At 63.1% G+C, this 19,503-nt stretch carries 18 protein-coding genes; 9 read left to right on the forward strand and 9 right to left on the reverse strand.

Going from position 1 to position 19,503, the window contains the following annotated elements; genetic code table 11:
• Positions 1–34: 34 nt before the first annotated feature.
• The 3 genes from NCT03_RS18890 to NCT03_RS18900 all read right to left on the reverse strand — a co-directional run bounded on the left by NCT03_RS18890 (position 35) and on the right by NCT03_RS18900 (position 3,280).
• Positions 35–1,150, reverse strand: coding sequence for a succinylglutamate desuccinylase/aspartoacylase family protein (locus NCT03_RS18890; protein WP_250493462.1), 1,116 nt, complete (start codon positions 1,148–1,150; stop codon positions 35–37).
• 84 nt (positions 1,151–1,234) lie between these two features.
• Positions 1,235–2,044 (reverse strand): ABC transporter substrate-binding protein, encoded by an 810-nt coding sequence (locus NCT03_RS18895; protein ID WP_250493463.1) that lies wholly within the window; start codon positions 2,042–2,044, stop codon positions 1,235–1,237.
• A 129-nt stretch (positions 2,045–2,173) separates the two neighbouring features.
• On the reverse strand, positions 2,174–3,280 hold the full coding sequence (locus tag NCT03_RS18900; protein WP_502800396.1) for a calcium:cation antiporter: 1,107 nt from the start codon (positions 3,278–3,280) through the stop codon (positions 2,174–2,176).
• Positions 3,281–3,562: 282 nt separating this feature from the next.
• Here NCT03_RS18900 and NCT03_RS18905 point away from each other — a divergent pair, with 282 nt between their 5' ends.
• Complete coding sequence (locus tag NCT03_RS18905; protein WP_250493465.1) at positions 3,563–4,537, forward strand: GGDEF domain-containing protein; 975 nt, start codon at positions 3,563–3,565, stop codon at positions 4,535–4,537.
• A gap of 61 nt (positions 4,538–4,598) precedes the next feature.
• On the opposite strand, the gene NCT03_RS18910 is transcribed toward NCT03_RS18905, so the two are convergent.
• On the reverse strand, positions 4,599–5,030 hold the full coding sequence (locus tag NCT03_RS18910) for an OsmC family protein (protein ID WP_250493466.1): 432 nt from the start codon (positions 5,028–5,030) through the stop codon (positions 4,599–4,601).
• A 346-nt stretch (positions 5,031–5,376) separates the two neighbouring features.
• Here NCT03_RS18910 and NCT03_RS18915 point away from each other — a divergent pair, with 346 nt between their 5' ends.
• Positions 5,377–6,717 carry an NAD(P)/FAD-dependent oxidoreductase gene (locus NCT03_RS18915; protein WP_250493467.1) on the forward strand — a complete coding sequence of 447 codons (1,341 nt, stop codon included), beginning with the start codon at positions 5,377–5,379 and terminating at the stop codon, positions 6,715–6,717.
• 126 nt (positions 6,718–6,843) lie between these two features.
• Positions 6,844–7,494, forward strand: a complete 651-nt coding sequence (locus NCT03_RS18920) for a DsbA family oxidoreductase (RefSeq protein ID WP_250493468.1) — start codon at positions 6,844–6,846, stop codon at positions 7,492–7,494.
• A gap of 109 nt (positions 7,495–7,603) precedes the next feature.
• On the opposite strand, the gene NCT03_RS18925 is transcribed toward NCT03_RS18920, so the two are convergent.
• The 3 genes from NCT03_RS18925 to ypfJ all read right to left on the reverse strand — a co-directional run bounded on the left by NCT03_RS18925 (position 7,604) and on the right by ypfJ (position 10,692).
• Complete coding sequence (locus NCT03_RS18925) at positions 7,604–8,503, reverse strand: flagellar brake protein (RefSeq protein ID WP_250493469.1); 900 nt, start codon at positions 8,501–8,503, stop codon at positions 7,604–7,606.
• 157 nt (positions 8,504–8,660) lie between these two features.
• Complete coding sequence (gene waaC, locus NCT03_RS18930) at positions 8,661–9,671, reverse strand: lipopolysaccharide heptosyltransferase I (RefSeq protein WP_250493470.1); 1,011 nt, start codon at positions 9,669–9,671, stop codon at positions 8,661–8,663.
• Positions 9,672–9,807: 136 nt separating this feature from the next.
• Complete coding sequence (gene ypfJ / locus NCT03_RS18935; RefSeq protein WP_244829530.1) at positions 9,808–10,692, reverse strand: KPN_02809 family neutral zinc metallopeptidase; 885 nt, start codon at positions 10,690–10,692, stop codon at positions 9,808–9,810.
• A gap of 403 nt (positions 10,693–11,095) precedes the next feature.
• Here ypfJ and NCT03_RS18940 point away from each other — a divergent pair, with 403 nt between their 5' ends.
• The 3 genes from NCT03_RS18940 to NCT03_RS18950 are packed head-to-tail and all read left to right on the forward strand — an operon-like array spanning position 11,096 to position 13,647.
• On the forward strand, positions 11,096–12,502 hold the full coding sequence (locus tag NCT03_RS18940; protein ID WP_244829528.1) for a cytochrome ubiquinol oxidase subunit I: 1,407 nt from the start codon (positions 11,096–11,098) through the stop codon (positions 12,500–12,502).
• A 4-nt stretch (positions 12,503–12,506) separates the two neighbouring features.
• Positions 12,507–13,508 (forward strand): cytochrome d ubiquinol oxidase subunit II, encoded by a 1,002-nt coding sequence (gene cydB, locus NCT03_RS18945; protein ID WP_250493471.1) that lies wholly within the window; start codon positions 12,507–12,509, stop codon positions 13,506–13,508.
• Entirely contained in the window at positions 13,486–13,647 is a 162-nt protein-coding gene (locus NCT03_RS18950; RefSeq protein ID WP_250467195.1) for a hypothetical protein, read from the forward strand. The genes cydB and NCT03_RS18950 overlap by 23 nt, the downstream gene beginning before the upstream one ends.
• A gap of 58 nt (positions 13,648–13,705) precedes the next feature.
• Here NCT03_RS18950 and NCT03_RS18955 read toward each other — a convergent pair whose 3' ends face one another.
• Positions 13,706–14,761, reverse strand: a complete 1,056-nt coding sequence (locus NCT03_RS18955; RefSeq protein ID WP_244829520.1) for a permease — start codon at positions 14,759–14,761, stop codon at positions 13,706–13,708.
• Between the two features lie 27 nt (positions 14,762–14,788).
• The gene (gene mnmH / locus NCT03_RS18960) at positions 14,789–15,856 is read right to left on the reverse strand and encodes a tRNA 2-selenouridine(34) synthase MnmH (protein WP_250493472.1); all 1,068 of its coding nucleotides are present in this window, start codon (positions 15,854–15,856) and stop codon (positions 14,789–14,791) included.
• Positions 15,857–16,036: 180 nt separating this feature from the next.
• Between mnmH and NCT03_RS18965 the strand changes: the two genes are divergently transcribed.
• The 3 genes from NCT03_RS18965 to NCT03_RS18975 all read left to right on the forward strand — a co-directional run bounded on the left by NCT03_RS18965 (position 16,037) and on the right by NCT03_RS18975 (position 19,497).
• Entirely contained in the window at positions 16,037–17,425 is a 1,389-nt protein-coding gene (locus NCT03_RS18965; protein ID WP_244829517.1) for an ethanolamine ammonia-lyase subunit EutB, read from the forward strand.
• Positions 17,425–18,384 (forward strand): ethanolamine ammonia-lyase subunit EutC, encoded by a 960-nt coding sequence (gene eutC, locus NCT03_RS18970; protein ID WP_250493473.1) that lies wholly within the window; start codon positions 17,425–17,427, stop codon positions 18,382–18,384. The genes NCT03_RS18965 and eutC overlap by 1 nt, the downstream gene beginning before the upstream one ends.
• Positions 18,385–18,633: 249 nt before the next feature.
• Positions 18,634–19,497, forward strand: coding sequence for a fimbrial protein (locus tag NCT03_RS18975; RefSeq protein WP_250493474.1), 864 nt, complete (start codon positions 18,634–18,636; stop codon positions 19,495–19,497).
• Positions 19,498–19,503 lie beyond the last annotated feature (6 nt).

Raw genomic sequence — 19,503 nt, forward strand, 5'->3', positions numbered from 1 at the left:
TATGGTAACCGCGTGGGACGACTCGTCGGCAACTTCAAGGCACGAGCAGGTCGCCTTCGCGCCGGACTTCCGCGCCCGCGATGCGCGCCACCAGCATTCCCGCCGTCGCGAACCGCGTCCAGTGCCGCGCGTACAACACGCCGTCGCTCTGCGCAATGAGCGGCACGAGTTCGTCATGGAGCGGATCGAGCACTTCAGCGACGACATCGCCCGCGCGCACTTTCTCTCCAACTTCGCGCGCATGCAGAATCACGCCGGAGATCGGCGCGTGAAGGTATTCGCATCCGGCAAGCGGCGTCGGCGGATTGGCGAGCGCGGGCAGCGCGAGGGCATCGCCCGAAATAAAACCCGCGTGCGTCAGATAATCGACGATTGCCTGTGCATCGCGCGCAGCGGTTTCGCGCGATACGTCGCGCACGCCGCGCAGTTCGAGAGTGACGGTTGCCGCGCCCCGAGGAATGGGGAAGCGTCCGGCGAACGCGTCACGCAGATAACGCCACGCCGATACGCACGCTTCGTCGAACGGCTCGCCGCCCGAAACGTCCGCGAGCAATTGCGCCTCGCTGCCTAGATAGCGCGCAAGCGGTTCGATCCGAACCCAGGCCTCGGGCGTCGTGTAGAGATGCGCGACGGCTTCCCAGTCGCAATGCATGTCGATGATGAGATCGGCATCGCAAGCCAGCGTCATCAGCGCGATGCGCTGCGATTCGAGTTCGGTCGCGGGCTCGAGCGCCGCGAACGCATCGCGCAAGGCGGCGCGGATGGCGCGGGCGTTGTGCGCTTCATCGCTAGTCAGGTGTTGCTTGAGTCCATCGACGAGCCTCGGCCCAAGCGCGGGAAAGCGCCGGTTGAAATCCTGTCCGGACTGCATGTCGAAGCGGCCCATTTGCGTGCCGAACCAGTGCTGATTGAGCCCGGCCGGATTCGCCACGGGCACGAGCACGATCCGCGCGTTCAGGCGCCCCGCCGCTTCCAGCTCAGCGAAAAGCCGCTTGAGATACCACGCGACCACCATGCCCGGCAGTTCGTCGGCGTGCAGCGACGCCTGGATATAGACCTTCGGCCCATGTTCCGCGCCGAAGGCGTAGCTCGTGATCGCGCGGCCCGTTCCAGGCGAAGCGGCGACGAGCGGATGGTGCGTGACCTGCATCGAATGAATTGCCTCGTAAAAAAAGAAAGGCACCGCAAGCGATGCCTTTTCGGTCGACACTCGGAACGCTAAACGCCAGGGCGCTTACCGAATCGAGATATCGGTGGCGAAATACTTCGCCATGATGCGCTTGAACGTGCCGTCCTTCTTGATCGCGTCGAACGCCTGGTCCAGGCCGTTCTTCAGATCGGCGTCGCCCTTGCGCAAGCCGATTGCCGTGCCCGGACCGATGATCGCCCGGTCTTCGACAATCGGCCCGACGAGCGCGAACGCCTTGCCTTGCGGCTTCTTCAGAAAGCCGATGGCGGCTTGCGCGGCATCGGTGAACATGGCGTCGATACGGCCCGCGACCAGATCGTTCTCGACCTGATCCTCATCGCCGTAAGGCACGACGGTCACACCCTGCGGTTCCCACTTCACGCGCGCGTAGTGTTCCTGCACCGTGCCCTGTTCGACGCCGACGCGTTTGCCCTTGAGCGCCTGCGGCGTCGGTAGAATGCCCGAGCCCGCGCGCGCGACGAGTTGCGCGTGGGTATCGTAGAGCGGCTGGGTGAAATCGATCTGCTTCAGGCGTTCTTCGGTAATGCCCATGTCGGACAACACGGCGTCGAACTTGCGCGCCTTGAGGCCGGGAATCATGCCGTCGAAACTGTTTTCGACCCACACGCATTTGACCTTCATCTGCGCGCAAAGCGCATTGCCGAGGTCGATGTCGAAACCGGCCAGCTTGCCATCCGCCTGCTTGGATTCGAACGGCGGGTAGCTGGGATCGACGGCGAAGCGGATCTGCGTGAGTTCCTTGGCGTGAATGGAAACCGAGGTGACGGCGAGTGCTGCGAGCATCGCGGAGAAAGCGAACGATGCGGACTTGCTGACTGACTTCTTGAACGACATTCCAATCCTTCGAGACTTGCGGTGAAAATCGACGCCGGAGCGATTACTGCCAAGCGCGTGACGGGTCGACGAAACCCGCGGCGCGCGCCGGAAAACCGTGAATGGTAGCAAAACCGCATGCGTCGATGCTCATGGCACGACGGTCAGGAACAGGAAGGCCGCGAAGATCACCAGATGCACGACGCCTTGCAGCACGGTCGAGCGCCCGGTGCCGAGCGTGATCACGGAGACGAGCAGCGTCACCGCGAGCATGGTGATCTCCTTCGGCGCGAGCCCGAGGGAGATAGGCTGGCCGATGAGGATCGACACGATCGCAACCGTGGGAATGGTCAAACCGATGCTCGCGAGCGCCGAGCCTAGCGCAAGGTTCAAACTCGTTTGCAGCCGGTTCAGACGCGCCGCGCGCAATGCCGCGAGACCTTCGGGCAACAAAACGAGCGCGGCGATCACCACGCCGACGACCGCTTCGGGTGCACCGGCTGCCGCGACGCCCGCCTCGACCGCAGGCGACAAGAGCTTCGCCAGCCCGACCACGGACAAAAGCGACAGCACGAGCAGGCCGAGCGCGGTCCATGCGGCGGCGTTGGTCGGCGGCGGCGCGTGGGGCACGTCGTCTTCGGTGGCGGTTAGCTTGGCGACATCCGGCACGGCTTGCAAAAAGTAGTCGCGATGCCGGATGGTCTGCACGAACACGAACACCACATACAGCACGAGCGAGATCACCCCGACGAACACGAGTTGCGAAGTGGACAAACCCGGTCCCGGCACGGTGCTCGTGAAGTTCGGCAGGACGAGCGTGAGCACGGACATGGCGCAGAGAATGGCGAGCGCGGCGCTTGCGCCCTGCAACTGAAAATCCTGCACGTGATGCCGCATGCCGCCGATCAGCAGACACAGCCCCATGATCGCGTTGCTGCAAATCATGATCGCGGCGAACACGGTGTCGCGCGGCAAGCCGGCTTTTTCGGGGCCGCCGGACAGCATGACGGAGACGATCAGCGCGACTTCGATCACCGTCACCGCAATGGCCAGCACCAACGTGCCGAACGGCTCGCCGACGCGATGCGCAACTACTTCGGCATGATGCACGGCCGCGAACACCGCGAACGCCAGCGCGATGGCGGCCAGCGCCATGAGCGCGGTGTTGTGAATGAGCGCGGTGGCCACGAGCACGACGAGCGCGAGAATCGGGGTGATGACGGTCCAGTCGAACTTGAGTTTCAATGGGCGCTCCATGCGAATCAGGTAAAGGGGTCGTCGGTTCATGGCGAAGTGCCACCATGTCCGACCCGCCTGCGCGACGAAGGTGCGCTGCAAGGGCGATGAGAGCGCCGTGACAAAGGGCCGCGGTCCATCGGCATGATAGCGAAAACGCCGCGCGGCGCGAGACTGTCGAAGCGAGCGCTGCGCTCGGCTTCGTGCTGAAGAATTGGCGTATTTGTCGGAGAATAAGCGCTGTTGCCGATTGTCCCGTCGTCAGCGGCCCTGCCGCCAAACCGTCTCAGGAAACGGAGATCCATGCTCGTCGCGCCCAAACCCCCAACCGAAGCCGCCCGGCTCGCCACGCTGCGCTCGCTGAATATCCTCGATACCCCGCCGGAAGAGCGCTTCGACCGTCTCACGCGCCTGGCGCGGCGTCTGTTCGGCGTGCCGATCGCGCTCGTGAGCCTCATCGATGAGAATCGGCAGTGGTTTAAGTCGTGCATCGGTCTCGATGTGCCGGAGACTTCGCGCGATGTGTCGTTCTGCGCGCACGCCATTCTGCATGACGACGTGTTGATGATTCCCGATGCGCGCATCGATACGCGCTTCCATGACAATCCGCTCGTGACTGGCGCGCCCGGCATTCGGTTTTACGCGGGGCATCCGCTGACGGTACCCAATGGCAGCAAGTTGGGCACGCTTTGTCTCATCGATACCCGTCCCCGCGAATTCGACGGCGAAGAGCGCAGCCTCTTGCGCGATCTCGCGCATATCGCGGAACAGGAGATCGCGGCGATCGAACTTGCAACCGTCGATGACCTGACGCTCATTGCCAACCGTCGCGGTTTCGAAGCGCTAGCGCGGCATGCGCTCAATATCTGCAAACGGCTCGATCGGCGCGCGTCGCTGCTGTTCTTCGATCTCGACGATTTCAAGCGCATCAACGACACCTTCGGTCACGCGGAAGGCGACCGCGCGCTCGTCACTTTCGCCGATGCCTTGCGCGCTTCGCTGCGTGCAAGCGATGTCATCGGCAGGCTTGGCGGCGACGAATTCGTCGCGCTCCTGACCGACGCGAGCGACGAGGAAGCCGCCCACGCGCTCGAACGTCTGCGCGCAAGGCTGGCTGCCCACAATGCTTCGGCCACACGCGGTTACGAGATTCGCTTCAGCGTTGGACAGACGCAGTTCGATCCCGCGCAGCATGCGAGTTTCTTCGACCTTCTGATTGAAAGCGACAGCAAAATGTACGCGCATAAGGCCGAGAGGAAGAACGCGGCGCGGCATTAAAAAACGCGGACGGTCGAGATGACCGGTCCGCGTCTTTTCACTCAAACCACGCCTCGAACGCTCAGGAAACCAGTTCGGCGTTCAGCGTAATCTTCGCGTTGCCCGCAAACAGCTTCGACACCGGGCAGCCTTCCTTCGCGGCTTGCGCGGCCTTGTCGAATGCAGCCTTGTCCGCGCCGGGAATCCTCGCCTTCAGATCGAGTTGACACGCGGTGATGGTGAAGCCTTCGCCGTCTTTGTCGAGCGTGACGGTCGATTTCGTTTCCAGGCTTTCGGCCTTCAGACCCGCAAGTTCGAGTTGCAGCGAAAGCGCCATCGTGAAGCAGCCAGCGTGCGCCGCGCCGATCAACTCTTCCGGGTTCGTGCCCGGACCTTCCTCGAAACGCGACTTGAAGCCATACGGCGCTTCGTTGAGCACGCCGGTTTGCGTCGAGATGAAACCCTTGCCGTCCTTGATGCCGCCGCTCCACTTCGCCGATGCTGTCTTTTGCATGAAAGTTCTCCAGAGATGGGGGGAAATTGCGTTGACTGGCGCCAATGGCGCGTGACGCATGCGGCGCTGAGTTCGCACGCGCCGTGCCTGACGCTCGATGACGGGTGCTGTCGGACGCGGCGCATCCGCTTGTGTTTGCTCCTGGAGGCCGCGCCTGCCCTATCGTAGCGGATCGCCGGCGCATGCGCAGACGGCGTGCAACATGCGCTGCATACTCGGATGCAACATCGCGGCAATTTCATTCATATGGTCAAAAAGAGGCGCATCCCTTAGCATGACTGCCTCCCGGCTCAACCTGACCGACACATGAACGTAACGGCACGACTTGACGAGCGCGCGTCCTGACATGGGACCGCTGACAGAACGTATCGACGAAGACAGAACGCTGCCCGAACGTGTCGACGTGGTCGTCGTGGGCGGCGGCGTGATCGGCATCAGCACCGCGCGCTCGCTGGCGGCCAAGGGCTTGTCGGTGGCGGTGTGCGAGAAAGGGCACATCGCGGGCGAGCAGTCGAGCCGCAACTGGGGCTGGTGCCGCGCGACACATCGCGACCTGCGCGAGCTCGAACTCAGTCTCGAGAGTCTGAAGCTGTGGCGTCGCATCGATGAAGAACTCGGCATCGACACCGGCTTTCGCGAGTGCGGCATCCTCTATGCCGCCGACGACGCCAAAGCGCTCGCCGATCACGAAGCGTGGCTCGCGCGCGCGGTCGCAAAAGTCGGCCGCGACGCGCTCGACTCGCGCATCATCTCCGCCGATGAAACCGCCGCGCTGATGACCGGCGCGTCACGCCGCTTCGCGGGCGGCATCTACACGCCCGGCGATGGCCGCGCCGAACCGCAACGCGCCGTCCCGGCGATGGCCGCCGCGCTGCGCAAGCGAGGCGTCAAGATACTCACGCCCTGCGCCGTGCGCGGCGTGGAAACGAGCGGCGGCAAGGTCAGCGGCGTGGTGACGGAATACGGACGGATCGCGTGCACGAGCGTGGTGGTCGCGGGCGGCGCGTGGACGCGGCTCTTCGCGGGCAACCTCGATGTCGATGTGCCACAGCTCATGGTGCGTTCGTCGGTCATGCGCACGGCGCCGCTCGAAGGCGGTCCCGACGTGAGCGCGTGCAATCACGCGATGGGTTATCGCAAGCGGCTCGACGGCGGCTATACCATCGCCAACGCATTCCGCAACTACAGCGACATCACGCCCGACAGTTTCCGGCTGTTCTTCAAGTTTTTGCCCGCGCTCAAAAGCCAGCTCGGCGCGCTCAAGCTCGGCTTCAACGCGCGCTTCTTCGAGGAACTACGCCGTCCGCGCCACTGGCCACTGAATCGGCCGACGGTATTCGAGTCCGTGCGCACGCTCGACCCCGCGCCTGTCGAGGCCTTCAACCAGCGCGCGCTCGACGAATTTCGCGCGGTTTTTCCGGCGCTTGGCGCGGTGAAGGTCGAGCAGTCGTGGGCCGGCTATATCGATGTAACGCCCGATGCGGTGCCGGTCATCTCGGGCATCGACGGAACGCCCGGGGTGTTCATCGCCACGGGATTTTCGGGGCATGGTTTCGGCATCGGTCCCGGTGCGGGTCGGTTGATGGCGGATATCGTCGCGAACGACACCCCGCTCGTCGACCCGCGCGCCTTCCGTCTGTCGCGCTTCTTCGACGGCAGCAAGATCGAGCTCGACGGCGGGTTCTGAGCCGGCGAATCTTGAACGCGCCGCGCCATGCCTACATCGACTCGCAGCACGCGCTAACATACCGGTTTTGCGGTTTTGTCCTTTCCGGGCGCGCGCATGCATCGCCCCTGCATTCGAGGCTTTTTCATGGCAACCACGCCTGTTTTGTATGTCGATGTCTGGTCGGACTTCACATGTCCTTTCTGCTACCTGGAAACACCGGTGCTCGATCAGTTCGCCAAGGCGTATGGCAACGCAGTAGAGCTTCGCTGGCACGCGTTCGAACTGCGTCCCGAACCCACGCCGCTGCCTGATCCGAATAGCGAACAAGCCCAGGACGCCTGGGAAAACTCGGTGGTTCCGCTTGCCGAGGAGCGCAACGTGTTGATGCGTCCGCCGCCCGTCGCGCGACGCAGCCGCAAGGCGTTCGAGACCGCGCTTTTTGCGCAGGAATCGGGGCGCTTCGATATCGTGCATCGCGCGATCTTCAAGGCTTACTTCGAGGAAGGTATCGATATCGGCGATCCGGACGCGCTCATCGATATTGCCGCGACATGCGGCATCGATCCCGAGTTGCTCGAAGAAGCGCTCGACGAAGGCACCTACACGGACCTCGTGATCGAAGACGAAGAGTTTGCCAAGCAACTGGGCGTGAGCGGCGTGCCGTTTGCCGTGCTATCGCGCGAAGCCGCGCCGGGCAAGGAACCGCCGCCGCCCATCGCGTTGCGTGGCGCCGCGCCGATTCAGCACTTCGAGAATGCGGTCGAGCGATTGTTTCCGGATGGCTTTCCGAGTTGATCTTCGAGATAAACGGGCAATGCGGGGCTGGCATGCGCTCGGCCACGACGCCGGCGACGCGCAGGCTCGCGAATGTCAGCTCGGCAAAGCGCACCGGCCGACGCCCCGTCTAACCGTGCTCCGCCATGAACGACTTCAGCGCAATACGCTGCGCTGGTTCGAGCGATTCGAATTCAAGCCCATAAGCGGCGCTTTGCGTCGATGCATCGAAGTCGCCGACGTGACGCACGATGGCGATGGTATCGACCTGAACATCGACGCCGTCGGTCGCGAATCGAAACGAGAGTGCGAGACGATCGCCCACGCGCGCGTTCGGCGTCGCGACAGTCAAAGACATGCCGTAGGGACTGATATCGCTCACGCGACCCGGCTGTTTGAGCGCGCCCTCGTCGCCTTCGATGGCATAGCATGCCGCCATGCGCGTCGGCATGCGGACGAACTTGCGCGTGCGCAGGCGGCGGATCGTACCTGGCGCCGATAACACCACATAACTGAACGGCTCGCGGCAAAGCGCATCCACCGTACACGCGAAGCGGAAGACGCCCTTTCCCGTCAGCGCGACGAGATCGACCAGTTCGCCACGCGTGAGGTCCAGCGGATCGAAGCCCGTCATGAGCGGCTGAGTGACAAAAAGCGAACGCTCGCCATTGCGACGTGCATTCGAAAAACCGATTACGCGACTCGCATACATCGCCGAACCCGAACCGCCTGTGACACGCACGCCAATACGGCCGCCGATCGACAAACCCAAGTCGTCGAGAACGAGCGTTTCCTCGCTCGGCCCTTCCGGTTTTCGTCGAGGCGCCGCGTCGCCGGCAGTCCGGTGCGGATCGAACTGCCTGAAAATGAAATCGCGCGTCGCTTCGTCGAGAATGAGGGTGCCTGCCGCGAAAAGCGGCGTCCCATCGGCGGAAACGATCGCCCATTCGAGCGGCGCGCCCGGCACGATGTCGGCAGATTGAAGACGCACGATGGTCTGTCGTGCGTCAACGGCGGAGTCTTCGATCATTTATCGGACGATTCTTAAGTGTTTTCGCAATCGTCTCCGGTCGCGGAATCGCCGTCAAGTGCTATTAAGCAAAATTTACGTTCGCGCACTAAATAAATGACTTCCGTGCGCCCTCTTTCGCGATTATTCTGCAAAAAATTTATGCGCATAAATTTTTTTAACGCGTTATTACGCCAGCATGCGCGTGGCGATTCGCTTCAGCGGGAGCCAAAACGCTTTGTATTGCCCCGAGCACTTGCGGCACGTCAGGCGGCGCTCCGCCATCACCGACAGAGACCGAACGGCCAGGTTCGTGGATACCGAAATGCTCGCGCGATGTCGCCGCGAACAGCATAACGGTGCGCCGCTGCAAAGCATGTGCGAGATGGACGAGCCCGGTATCGGTTCCGACGACCAGTTCCGACGCCTGAATCCAGTGCGCGCATTCCTCGACGCTCAGCTTCGGCAGCACGAGCGCCTGCGGCACGAGTGCGGCAATGGCCTGCGCTTCGCCGCGCTCGCGCTCCGTGCCCCACGGCAACGCAATCTGATAGCCGCGCTCGACGAGCCAGCGCCCGACTTCGGCCCAGTGATCCTTCGGCCACTTCTTCACATCGGCGGAGGTCGCGTGGAACAACATGGCGATGGGCGCGCCGCCGCGTGGAATGCCGAGGTCATGCGTAGGCTCGGGGAGTCGAAGATCGTAGTCGGGCGTTTCCTGAATCTCGTAGCCCAGCGCATCGGCGACGCTCACGCGCATGCCGCGCCAGGCGTCGGTGTGCGGACGCGGACCGAAGCGCGCGTTGTACGCGAACGCCGCGCCACGCTCGCCAAGGTCCTGATTCAGATAGCCGTAGCGCCGCCGCCCACGCGCTATGAACGCGATGATCGCGCTCTTGTACACGCCATGAATATCGACGATGACGTCGTATTTCTCGGCGCGCAACTCGCTGATGGACCCCGTGATTTCCTTGAGATCGTTCCAGTTGCGCGCCTTCTTGAACTTGCGCAAAGGCGCGCTCAGCACGCGGTCGACACCTTGACTCCAACGGATGATGTCAGCGAACGCGGCGTCGGCGGCCCAGTCGACCTTCGCGGATGGAAACGCCCGCCGCAAGTCGGAGACAACCGGCAGCGTTTCGACGATATCGCCGAGAGACGTGACTTTGACGATCAGAATTCGCTTCATCGACAGACCTGGATGCACCGGTGTATGCGGCTCGATGCCGCGCCGGAAAAACAGCGATTCTAAAGAATTTGTCGCGCCACGGCTGTCAGCGTTTGTAAGTCCGCCGTCGAGTCACGTCTTCGGCGCCTAGACGGCGTTACAGGGTCTTGGCCGAAAACGTATCGCATTGACGGATATCGCCGGACGACAAGCCCTTGCGCAACCATCGCTGCCGTTGCTCGCTCGATCCGTGCGTGAACGCTTCCGGCACCACGCGTCCTTGCGATTGCTGCTGCAACCGGTCGTCGCCAATTGCGCCCGCCGCATTCAAGCCCTGCTCGAAATCGCCCGGCTGAATGAGCTTTGCATTGTCCTGCTGCGCAACCGCCGCCCACACGCCCGCAAAACAATCCGCCTGCAACTCGACGCGCACCGAAAGCGCATTCGCCTGCGCGGGCGACATGCGCGCGCGTGCGCTATCGACCTTGTCCATGATGCCGAGCACGTTTTGCACGTGATGCCCGACTTCGTGCGCGATCACGTAGGCCTGTGCGAAGTCGCCGCCCGCGCCGAAGCGATCCTTCAACTCGCGATAGAACGACAAGTCGATATAAACGCGCCGGTCGTTCGGACAATAGAACGGCCCCATCGCCGCTTGTCCCGTGCCGCAGCCTGTTTGCGTGCCGCCCGAGAACAGCACGAGCTTGGGCGCCGGATAGTCCTGATTGAACTGCGTCTTGAAGATGTGTTGCCAGGTTCGCTCGGTATTGCCGAGCACGCGACGCACGAACACGGCGCCGGCGTCTTGCGCGGGCGGTGCATTCGACGGCGCGGCTTGCTGCTGCACGGGCGCGTTGCCATGAAGCATTTGCGCGCCGTTGATGATGGTCATCGGATTGATGCCGAAGAAGTACGATGCCGCGAGCGCGACGACAATCGTCCCGATGCCGATGGATCCGCCGCCGACTCTGAATCCGCCGCCTCCGCCGCTGCCTCGCCGGTCTTCGACATTGCTGCTTTCTGCTTCGTCATCGAGGCGCATTTGGGTCTCCTTGCATAGCCGCGCGTGGCGCGTGCTCAAAAGCCATTATGGTACTCGCGCGTCTCGCAAATAAAGTCTCGCGAGGACGTGAAAGTTCGTCGAACAGGCCTGCGTCAATGTGAATCGGACGAGTCTTGATGCAGTGCGGTCGATTGTCGCGTAAAGCAGCCCGCATTCCTGCTCTCGACGAGTCATCCTCCATACCAAAAACAGCACGCTTTCAAGCCATTAGCCTCGCTAAACCCTTCAAACCGCGGCATTTGCGCGCAACGCGCGTTTTCTGACGCAGCGCAACAGAGACGCATAAATGGCGCTACAGTCCGCTCCAGCATTACCGACGTTTCAACCCGCGCATGCCGCACGTTGCAATACGGCACGCGTGAATTTCAAAGCAAAAGTCATCATGCATGCGACTCCCGAAGCAATCGACCTGGCGCGTATCCAGTTCGCGTTCACTGTCTCGTTTCATATCATCTTTCCCGCGCTTTCCATCGGACTTGCAAGCTTCATCGCCGTGCTAGAAGGCGCGTGGCTTAAGACCGGCAAACCCGTCTACAAAGAACTGTGCCTTTTCTGGTCGAAGGTTTTTGCTGTCGCGTTCGGCATGGGCGTGGTGTCGGGCGTCGTGATGGCTTACGAATTCGGCACCAACTGGGGCGGCTTTTCGAGCTTCGCCGGTCCGATCACGGGTCCCTTGCTCACCTACGAGGTGATGACCGCGTTCTTCCTCGAAGCTGGCTTCCTCGGCATCATGCTGTTCGGTTGGAACAAGGTCGGCCCGAAAGCGCACTTCGGCGCCACCTTGATGGTGGCCATCGGCACGCTCATCTCGACTTTCTGGATTCTTGCGTCCAATAGCTGGATGCAGACCCCGCAAGGTTTTCGCATCGAAGGCGATCACGTCGTGCCGGTGGACTGGTTCGCGATCATCTTCAACCCGTCGTTTCCGTACCGGCTCGCGCATATGGCGATTGCGGCGTTCATCGTCGCGGCGCTGGTCGTGGCCGCGACGGGCGCGTGGCATCTGCTGAAGGGCCGACGCGATCCGGCCATCAGAAAGACTTTTTCGATGGCGCTCTGGCTGCTGCTGGTCCTGACGCCGATCCAGGCTTTCGTCGGCGACGCGCACGGTCTCAACACGCGCAAGTATCAGCCGGCGAAGATCGCGGCTATCGAAGGTATCTGGGAAACGGAGAAAGGCGGCACCGCGCTCAATCTCTTCGGCATTCCGGACATGGAAGCGGAAACGACGAAGTACGCCGTGCAGATTCCGCATCTCGGCAGCGTGATCCTCACGCATAGCTGGAACGGCGAGATTCGCGGCCTCAAGACGTTCCCGAAAGACGAGCGGCCGAATTCGACCATCGTGTTCTGGAGTTTTCGCGTGATGGCGGGACTCGGCGTCTTGATGATCCTCATGTCCATCGCCGGTTGGCTGCTGCATCGCAAGCGCAAATTATTCGATGCGCGCTGGTTCCATCGCTTCGTGCTGATCATGGGTCCGAGCGGTTTCATCACGTTGCTCGCGGGCTGGGTCACGACCGAGGCGGGCCGTCAACCGTGGGTGGTCTATGGCGTGATGCGCACGGCCGACGCCGTCTCGCCCGTCACCGCGCAACAGGTCGGCGTTTCGCTGCTCGCGTTCGTGATCGTCTACACGATCGTCTTCGGCACCGGCATCTACTACTTGCTGAAGTTGTTGCGTCATGGGCCGGCGTTGCCGGGCGCGCCGTCTCATACGCCCGATTCGTCCGATGGCACCGCGCGCCGTCCGATGAGTCTTCCGCATCAGTCCATCGAAGGAGCTTGAACATATGGACCTCACCGTCGCGTGGGCCGCGATCATCGCACTGGGCCTCTTCCTCTACGTCGTGCTCGATGGCTTCGATCTGGGCATCGGCATCCTGTTTCCCTTCTTTCCCGACCAGCACGACCGCGACGTGATGATGAACACCGTCGCGCCCGTGTGGGACGGCAACGAAACGTGGCTCGTGCTGGGCGGCGCGGGCCTCTTCGCCGCGTTCCCGATGGTCTACTCCACCGTGCTTTCCGCGCTCTATCTGCCGCTCGTGCTGATGCTCGTGTGCCTGATCTTTCGCGGCGTGTCGTTCGAGATTCGCGCCAAGGCGTCGCGCACGAAGTCCATGTGGGATCTTGCGTTCATCGGCGGATCGGCGGGCGCGACGTTCTTTCAAGGCGTGGCGCTCGGCGCGTTTCTCGATGGCATCCCCGTCGCCGAAGGCCGCTTCGCCGGCGACGCCTTCGGCTGGTTCACGCCGTTTTCGCTGTTCACGGGCGGCGCGCTCGTCGTGACTTACGCCCTGCTCGGCGCATGCTGGCTGATCGCGAAGACCGAAGGCGATTTGCAGCGACGGCTGTATCGCGTCGTATGGCCGTTGACGCTGCTGCAGCTTGCAACGATTGTCGTGGTGAGCGTGTGGACGCCGCTGCAGGACGCGGGCATTGCATCGCGCTGGTTCGACTCGCCGTGGTTTTATCGGATGCTGCCGGTGCCGGCGCTAGTCGTGGCCTGTGCTTGGGCGATGCATCGCTCGATCCGTTCGCGGCACGAAACGCGGCCGTTCGCGGTGGCGCTCGGCTTCATGTTGCTGGGTTACGCGGGATTGGTTGCGAGCATTTCGCCGCAGGAGATTTTTCCGGGCGTGTCGCTTTGGGATGCCGCTTCGCCGCGTTCCTCGCAGCTATTCACGATTGTCGGCGCGGCGGTTATTTTGCCGGTGATCCTGGGTTACACCATGCTGAGTTATTGGGTATTCAGAGGAAAGGTGCGTCATGGCGAACATCACTATCACTGAACGCGGCGGCTCTATTGCGATGATGCGCGCGAAGAAGGTCTTCTGGTTCGTCGCGCTTTGGGTGACAGGTGTGGGCGGCGCGATGCTGCTGGCTTTGCCGTTCAAGTTGTTGATCAAGGCGGGAGCGGCGTTGCATTGATGCCGCTGGGCAAGGCGCTCACGACGGCGATCGTCGTTGAGCGCCCGAGCCCGTCTGCTCAAAACCACCAGGCCGCCACCGCCCCACTCACTACCCCGAACACGACCACCGCCGCCGTGACGAACGCGAGCACCTTCGGCGGGAACGAGCGCGCGAGCATGGCGAGCGAGGGCACGCTGACGGGCGGCAAGGTCATCAGCAACGCGCCTGCTGGGCCGGCAGCCATGCCGAGCGAAAGCATCGCCTGAATGATCGGCACTTCGCCTGCCGTCGGAATGACGAACAACGTGCCCGCAATCGCGAATGCGACGATCCACAGCATGCTGTCGTCGATATTCGGTCCGATATGCGGAAACAGCCACGCGCGCGCCGCGCCCAGCAACAACACCAGCACGATGTACTCCGGCACGAGCCGCAACGTCATGCGCCCGAGAATGCGCAACCAGCGCGAAAACGCCGTGCCCGGCTCATCTTCCTTGACGAGGTTTGCAAGCGCCTCGCGCGATTGCGCCGCCTGCGCGGGCGTCACCATGCGATTGACCGCGTAACCCAACCCGAACACCATCAGCACACCGAGCACGAGGCGCAGCCCGGTCCATTGCCAGCCGAGCACGAAGCCCATGAACACCAGCGCCGCCGGATTGAGCACCGTGTTGCCGAGCCAGAACGCGACCGCCGCGCCCGGCGCCGCTTCCCGCGCGCGCAAGCCCGCCACGACCGGCGCCGCGCAGCACGTGCACATCATGCCGGGCAAGGACATCAAGCCGCCATTCAACACGCTGCCGAAGTTTCGTTCGCCGAGCGCACGCGCGACCCAGCGCGGCGGAATCAACGCCTGCACCGCCGAACCGAGCAACAGGCCGAGCACCATCGCCTGCCAGATGGCCTTGCCGTAAGCCATGGCATAGTCGAGCGCCGCTTGCCACGACGGTGCCGGCGCACTCGCGGACGCGCCCATCAAAATGGACTTGCCGATGGAATGCTGACTCGCCGCCACGAACGCGCGGTTGTAGTACGGAAACCATTTGACATAGAAGAGACCGACGACCGCGATCAGCAGAAAAACGATCCAGCCGGGCGCGATGCGAGGGGGTCGGGGCGCGTGAGTATTCATGTTTGACTCGAATGATGAAGATTAATCTCAGTTCGCCGCGGGCGATGTCTGCGCCAATTGCGCGAGAAGCGCCTCGGCCTGCGCGACGCTGTCGGCATCGTTGGGCCGGAAGGTCATGTGGGACGCCTTTGCCAGATGCGTATAAAGCGCGCGGCTGCTGCGGCCATACGCGGGATCGTAATGACGGTCGATGAGTTCCGCGAACAGCTCGGCGCGCGCGTTTTCATCGATCAGCCGATGCCAGCGCTCCACGCGCTCGCGGCTATGCAGCCCGATGAGTCGCGCCAGTTGCGACTTGAAGAACGCGGGATTGTCGAAAAGATGCGCGTAGTCCTGCAACAGAAACGCGATGCGATCTTCGCGGCGCGCCTCCACTTCCACGCACGCCGCGCCATGCAGACCGTCCAGCAATGCATCCGGCACCGAAAGCGCGCCGATGCGCCGCCCTTCCGCTTCGATATACACGGGCTTGGCCGCATCGAAACCACGCAACGCACTCACGAGCGCCGACTCGAACGCCTTCTGCGAAGGCTGCGTCTGTCCCGGCAACGCGCCGAGCAACGAACCGCGATGTGCCGCGAGCCCTTCCAGATCCAGCGTTTGCGCGCCGGCCTGATCGAGCGCGTGCAACAGACGCGTCTTGCCGCTGCCGGTGTGGCCCGTCAGCGCGACGTAACGAAAACGGCACGGCAGCGTGACGAGGGAATCGAGCACTTCGCGCCGATAAGTCTTGTAGCCGCCTTCCAGTTGACGCGCCTGCCAGCCGATCATGTTGAACCAGGTCGTCATCGAGCCGGAGCGCTTGCCGCCGCGCCAGCAATAAATGAGCGGGCGCCAGTTGCGCGGCCGGTCGGAAAAGAGCGTATCCAGATGTCGCGCGATATTGCGCGCGACCATGGCGGCGCCGACGCGCGTGGCTTCGAAAGGCGAAACCTGCTTGTACATGGTCCCGACGATCACGCGCTCCTCGTTCGTCAGCACCGGCGCGTTGAGGGCGCCGGGGATGTGATCGTCGGCGTATTCGAGCGGCGTGCGGACATCGACGATTTCGTCGAAAGCGCCGATACGGTCGAGGTTCACGAGGAGATTTTTCACGGGCGATGACGCTGCACGGGCGCAACGCAAGAGGCGGGACAAGCGCGAAATTATCGCACGGGCGCGGATTTCGGCGCGGGGGGCTTTTTTGACGAGGCGCGGGCGCTGCGCGAAGCGGTTAAAGTGAGTGGCGGCACGTACGGAAGACGTGGCGGCTTTCCCTTGAACGAAGGAGACGCGATGACATATCAGGAGACGATCGGCGCACGGCGCTACCGTTTCGACGATCTGAAAACGCTGCTCGCGCGCGCGAGTCCGCGTCGTTCGGGCGACGAACTCGCGGGCCTCGCGGCGGCGACGGAAGAAGAGCGCATCGCCGCAAAACTCGCGCTTGCACAGGTGCCGCTGCGCGCGTTTCTCGACGAACCGCTCATTCCCTACGAGCACGATGAAGTCACGCGCCTGATCGTCGATACCCATGACGCGCATGCCTTCGCGCCCATCGCGCATCTCACCGTCGGCGAGTTCCGCGAATGGCTGCTCGCCGACACCACGGACACCGCCGCGCTCGAAGGCGTCACCGCGGGCCTCACGCCGGAAATGGTCGCAGCCGTTTCCAAGCTCATGCGCAATCAGGACCTGATCCTCGCCGCGCGCAAGCGTCCGGTGATCACGCGGTTTCGCACGACCATCGGCTTGCCGGGGCATCTTTCGGTTCGGCTGCAGCCGAACCATCCGACCGACGATCCGAAAGGCATCGCCGCGTCCATGCTCGACGGCCTTTTCTACGGCTGCGGCGACGCGGTGATCGGCATCAATCCGGCGTCGGATTCGCCTGCCGCCATCACGGCGCTGCTCACGATGATGGACGATTTCCGCCAGCGCTACGACGTGCCGATGCAATCGTGCGTGCTGACTCACGTCACCAACACGCTCGCGGCAATCGAGCAAGGCGCGCCGGTGGATCTCGTGTTCCAGTCGGTCGCGGGCACCGAGCGCGCCAACGCGAGTTTCGGTGTATCGCTCAAGCTGTTGGAGGAAGCACACGATGCCGCGCTGTCGCTCGGTCGCGGTACGGTCGGCGACAACGTGATGTACTTCGAGACGGGCCAGGGCAGCGCGTTGTCGGCCAATGCGCATCATGGCGTCGATCAGCAGACCTGCGAGGCGCGCGCCTATGCGGTCGCGCGCCGTTTCAAGCCGCTTCTGACGAACACGGTGGTCGGTTTCATCGGTCCGGAATATTTATACGATGGCCGGCAGATCATCCGCGCCGGCCTCGAAGATCACTTTTGCGGCAAGCTGCTCGGCGTGCCGATGGGTTGCGACATCTGCTACACGAACCACGCCGAAGCCGATCAGGACGACATGGACACGCTTCTGACGCTGCTGGGCGTGGCCAACGTGAACTTCATCATGGGCGTGCCGGGCGCGGACGATGTCATGCTGAACTATCAGAGCACGTCGTTCCATGACGCGCTTTATATTCGCCGCGTGCTGAACCTGAAGCGCGCGCCGGAATTCGAAGCGTGGCTGCAAAAAATGCGCGTGACGGATGGACGTGGCGGCTTGCTGTCGGCATCCGGCAGCGCGCAGGGACAGCCGTTGCTCGACTGGATCGATGCGTGATGGATGAGATCGATAAGCGGAGCGTGGATGCATCGGCGCGCGAGGGCCGCGTCGATGAGCGCGCGGACGCGTCGGTGCAAAGACGCGACATGGCGGGCTTGCACACTGGCGCGCCGAAGCACGAGGGCGACAGCGTTCGCGCGAGTGCATTTGCCAGTGGTTCGAGCTCCACCAACGGCATCGAAACCAATCCCTGGGATGCGCTCAAGCGCTTCACCAACGCGCGCATTGCTCTGGGACGCACCGGCGACAGTTTGCCAACCGCGCCGCTGCTCGCCTTCGGCCTGGCGCATGCGCAAGCGCGCGACGCCGTGCATCAGCCGCTCGATACCGCCGCGCTCGCCGCGGAACTACATGCAGCCGGCTTCGACACGCTCGAAGCGGCAAGCGCCGCGCCGGATCGCGATCACTATTTGCGGCGTCCCGACCTGGGCCGCGCACTCGACGATGCCAGCCGCGCCCGCCTTGCCGAACATGCCGCACGAACAGAAGCGGCGCCCGATATTGTTTTCGTCGCCGCCGATGGCCTCTCGGCTTTCGCCGCGCAGCGACACGCCGCCGCGTTTCTCGCCCGCATGCGTCCGAAGCTCGATGGCTGGAAAGTCGCGCCGGTCGTCATCGCGACACAGGCGCGTGTCGCGCTCGGCGACCCGATCGGCGAGTTGCTGGGAGGGCGCATCGTCGTGGTGATGATTGGCGAGCGGCCGGGCCTCAGTTCGCCCGACAGCCTCGGGCTCTACGTGACTTTTGCGCCGAGGCCAGGTCGTCACGACGCCGAGCGCAACTGCATCTCGAACGTGCGGCCCGAGGGATTGAACTACGATGCGGCCGCGTTCAAGCTGCACTGGCTGCTGAACGAAGCGCGCCGCCTGAAGCTGACCGGCGTGGGCCTCAAGGATCATAGCGGCGCGCTGCCGTCTGCCGCGGGCGATGCAAGTTCGCTGGATCATCACGCGTAACGGCACGATCGCCACCGTCGTTTCGCGCGCACTTGCATTGCCTCGCGAGCGTTCGCAATTCGCGTGGCGGGCCACTATGCTCAAGTCATGCTTCGCATGAAAAACCTTCGGACCGGTTCTCGGCGGATATCGTCCGCGCACCGGCTTGGCCATTCTCCATACCCCGCGATCACGCGACTTCTCGCGCTTTGGCTGCTGCTCACGGGTACTTGCGCTTTCGGCGACACGATCACGTTTCCAAATGGCTCCATGACACCGATGTCATTTCCCGGTTCGCTCTCGATCGGGCGTGACGCGGCTGTGGGCACGATACTCAACAGCACGTCGCAGAATCCCGGCGCGTCGGCATCCAATGTCACGTGCACGATCCAGCAAAACACCACCGTCAACGGCACCGTGGTCGCAGGCAATCCGAAAACCTATCAGACGAACGTCGACGGCATAGGCGTGAGGTTCTATATCACGAGCGGCTGGAACGGGGGCTGGGAGCAGGCACCGACCACCAGTTCCTTTACGGTCACGAGCGGCAGCACGGCCCACTACGTGCGCGCCGATCTGGTCGTGACCGGACCGATCAGTGGCGGAACGATCACCATTATGCCTTCCATGACCATCAGTTTCACTGGCCCTTGCATTAATACGTTGACCGTCACGGAGACGCTCGTCACCGGCACTATGGTGACCGGTCAGGCCTGCAGCGTTACCACGCCAGCGGTCACCGTGACGATGCAGAAAGTCGCGCCGTCGGACTTGCCGAGCGTCGGCGCGACAGCGGGTAACACCGCCTTTTCCCTCGGTCTGAATTGTGCCGCGGGGGCCAAGGTGAACGTGACACTCACCGACGCGCTCAACCCTGCCAATCAATCGAATATTCTGACGATCGGTGGCGATTCGGCTGCGTCAGGTGTAGGGCTTCGCGTGCTGTTCGGTTCCAGCCCAGTCTCCTATGGACCGGCATCGCCGCTCGCGGGAACGTCGAACCAGTGGAGCGTGGGAACAGCCAGCGGCGGCGCGATGACCGTTCCGCTTATCGCGCAGTACGTGCGCACCGCGGCGACTCTGCAAATGGGCCGAGTCAGCGGCAAGGCACTCTTCACCATGTCGTATCAGTGACAAGAG

This window comes from Caballeronia sp. GAWG1-1 (assembly GCF_023631465.1).
In the GTDB taxonomy this organism is placed as follows: Bacteria; Pseudomonadota; Gammaproteobacteria; order Burkholderiales; family Burkholderiaceae; genus Caballeronia.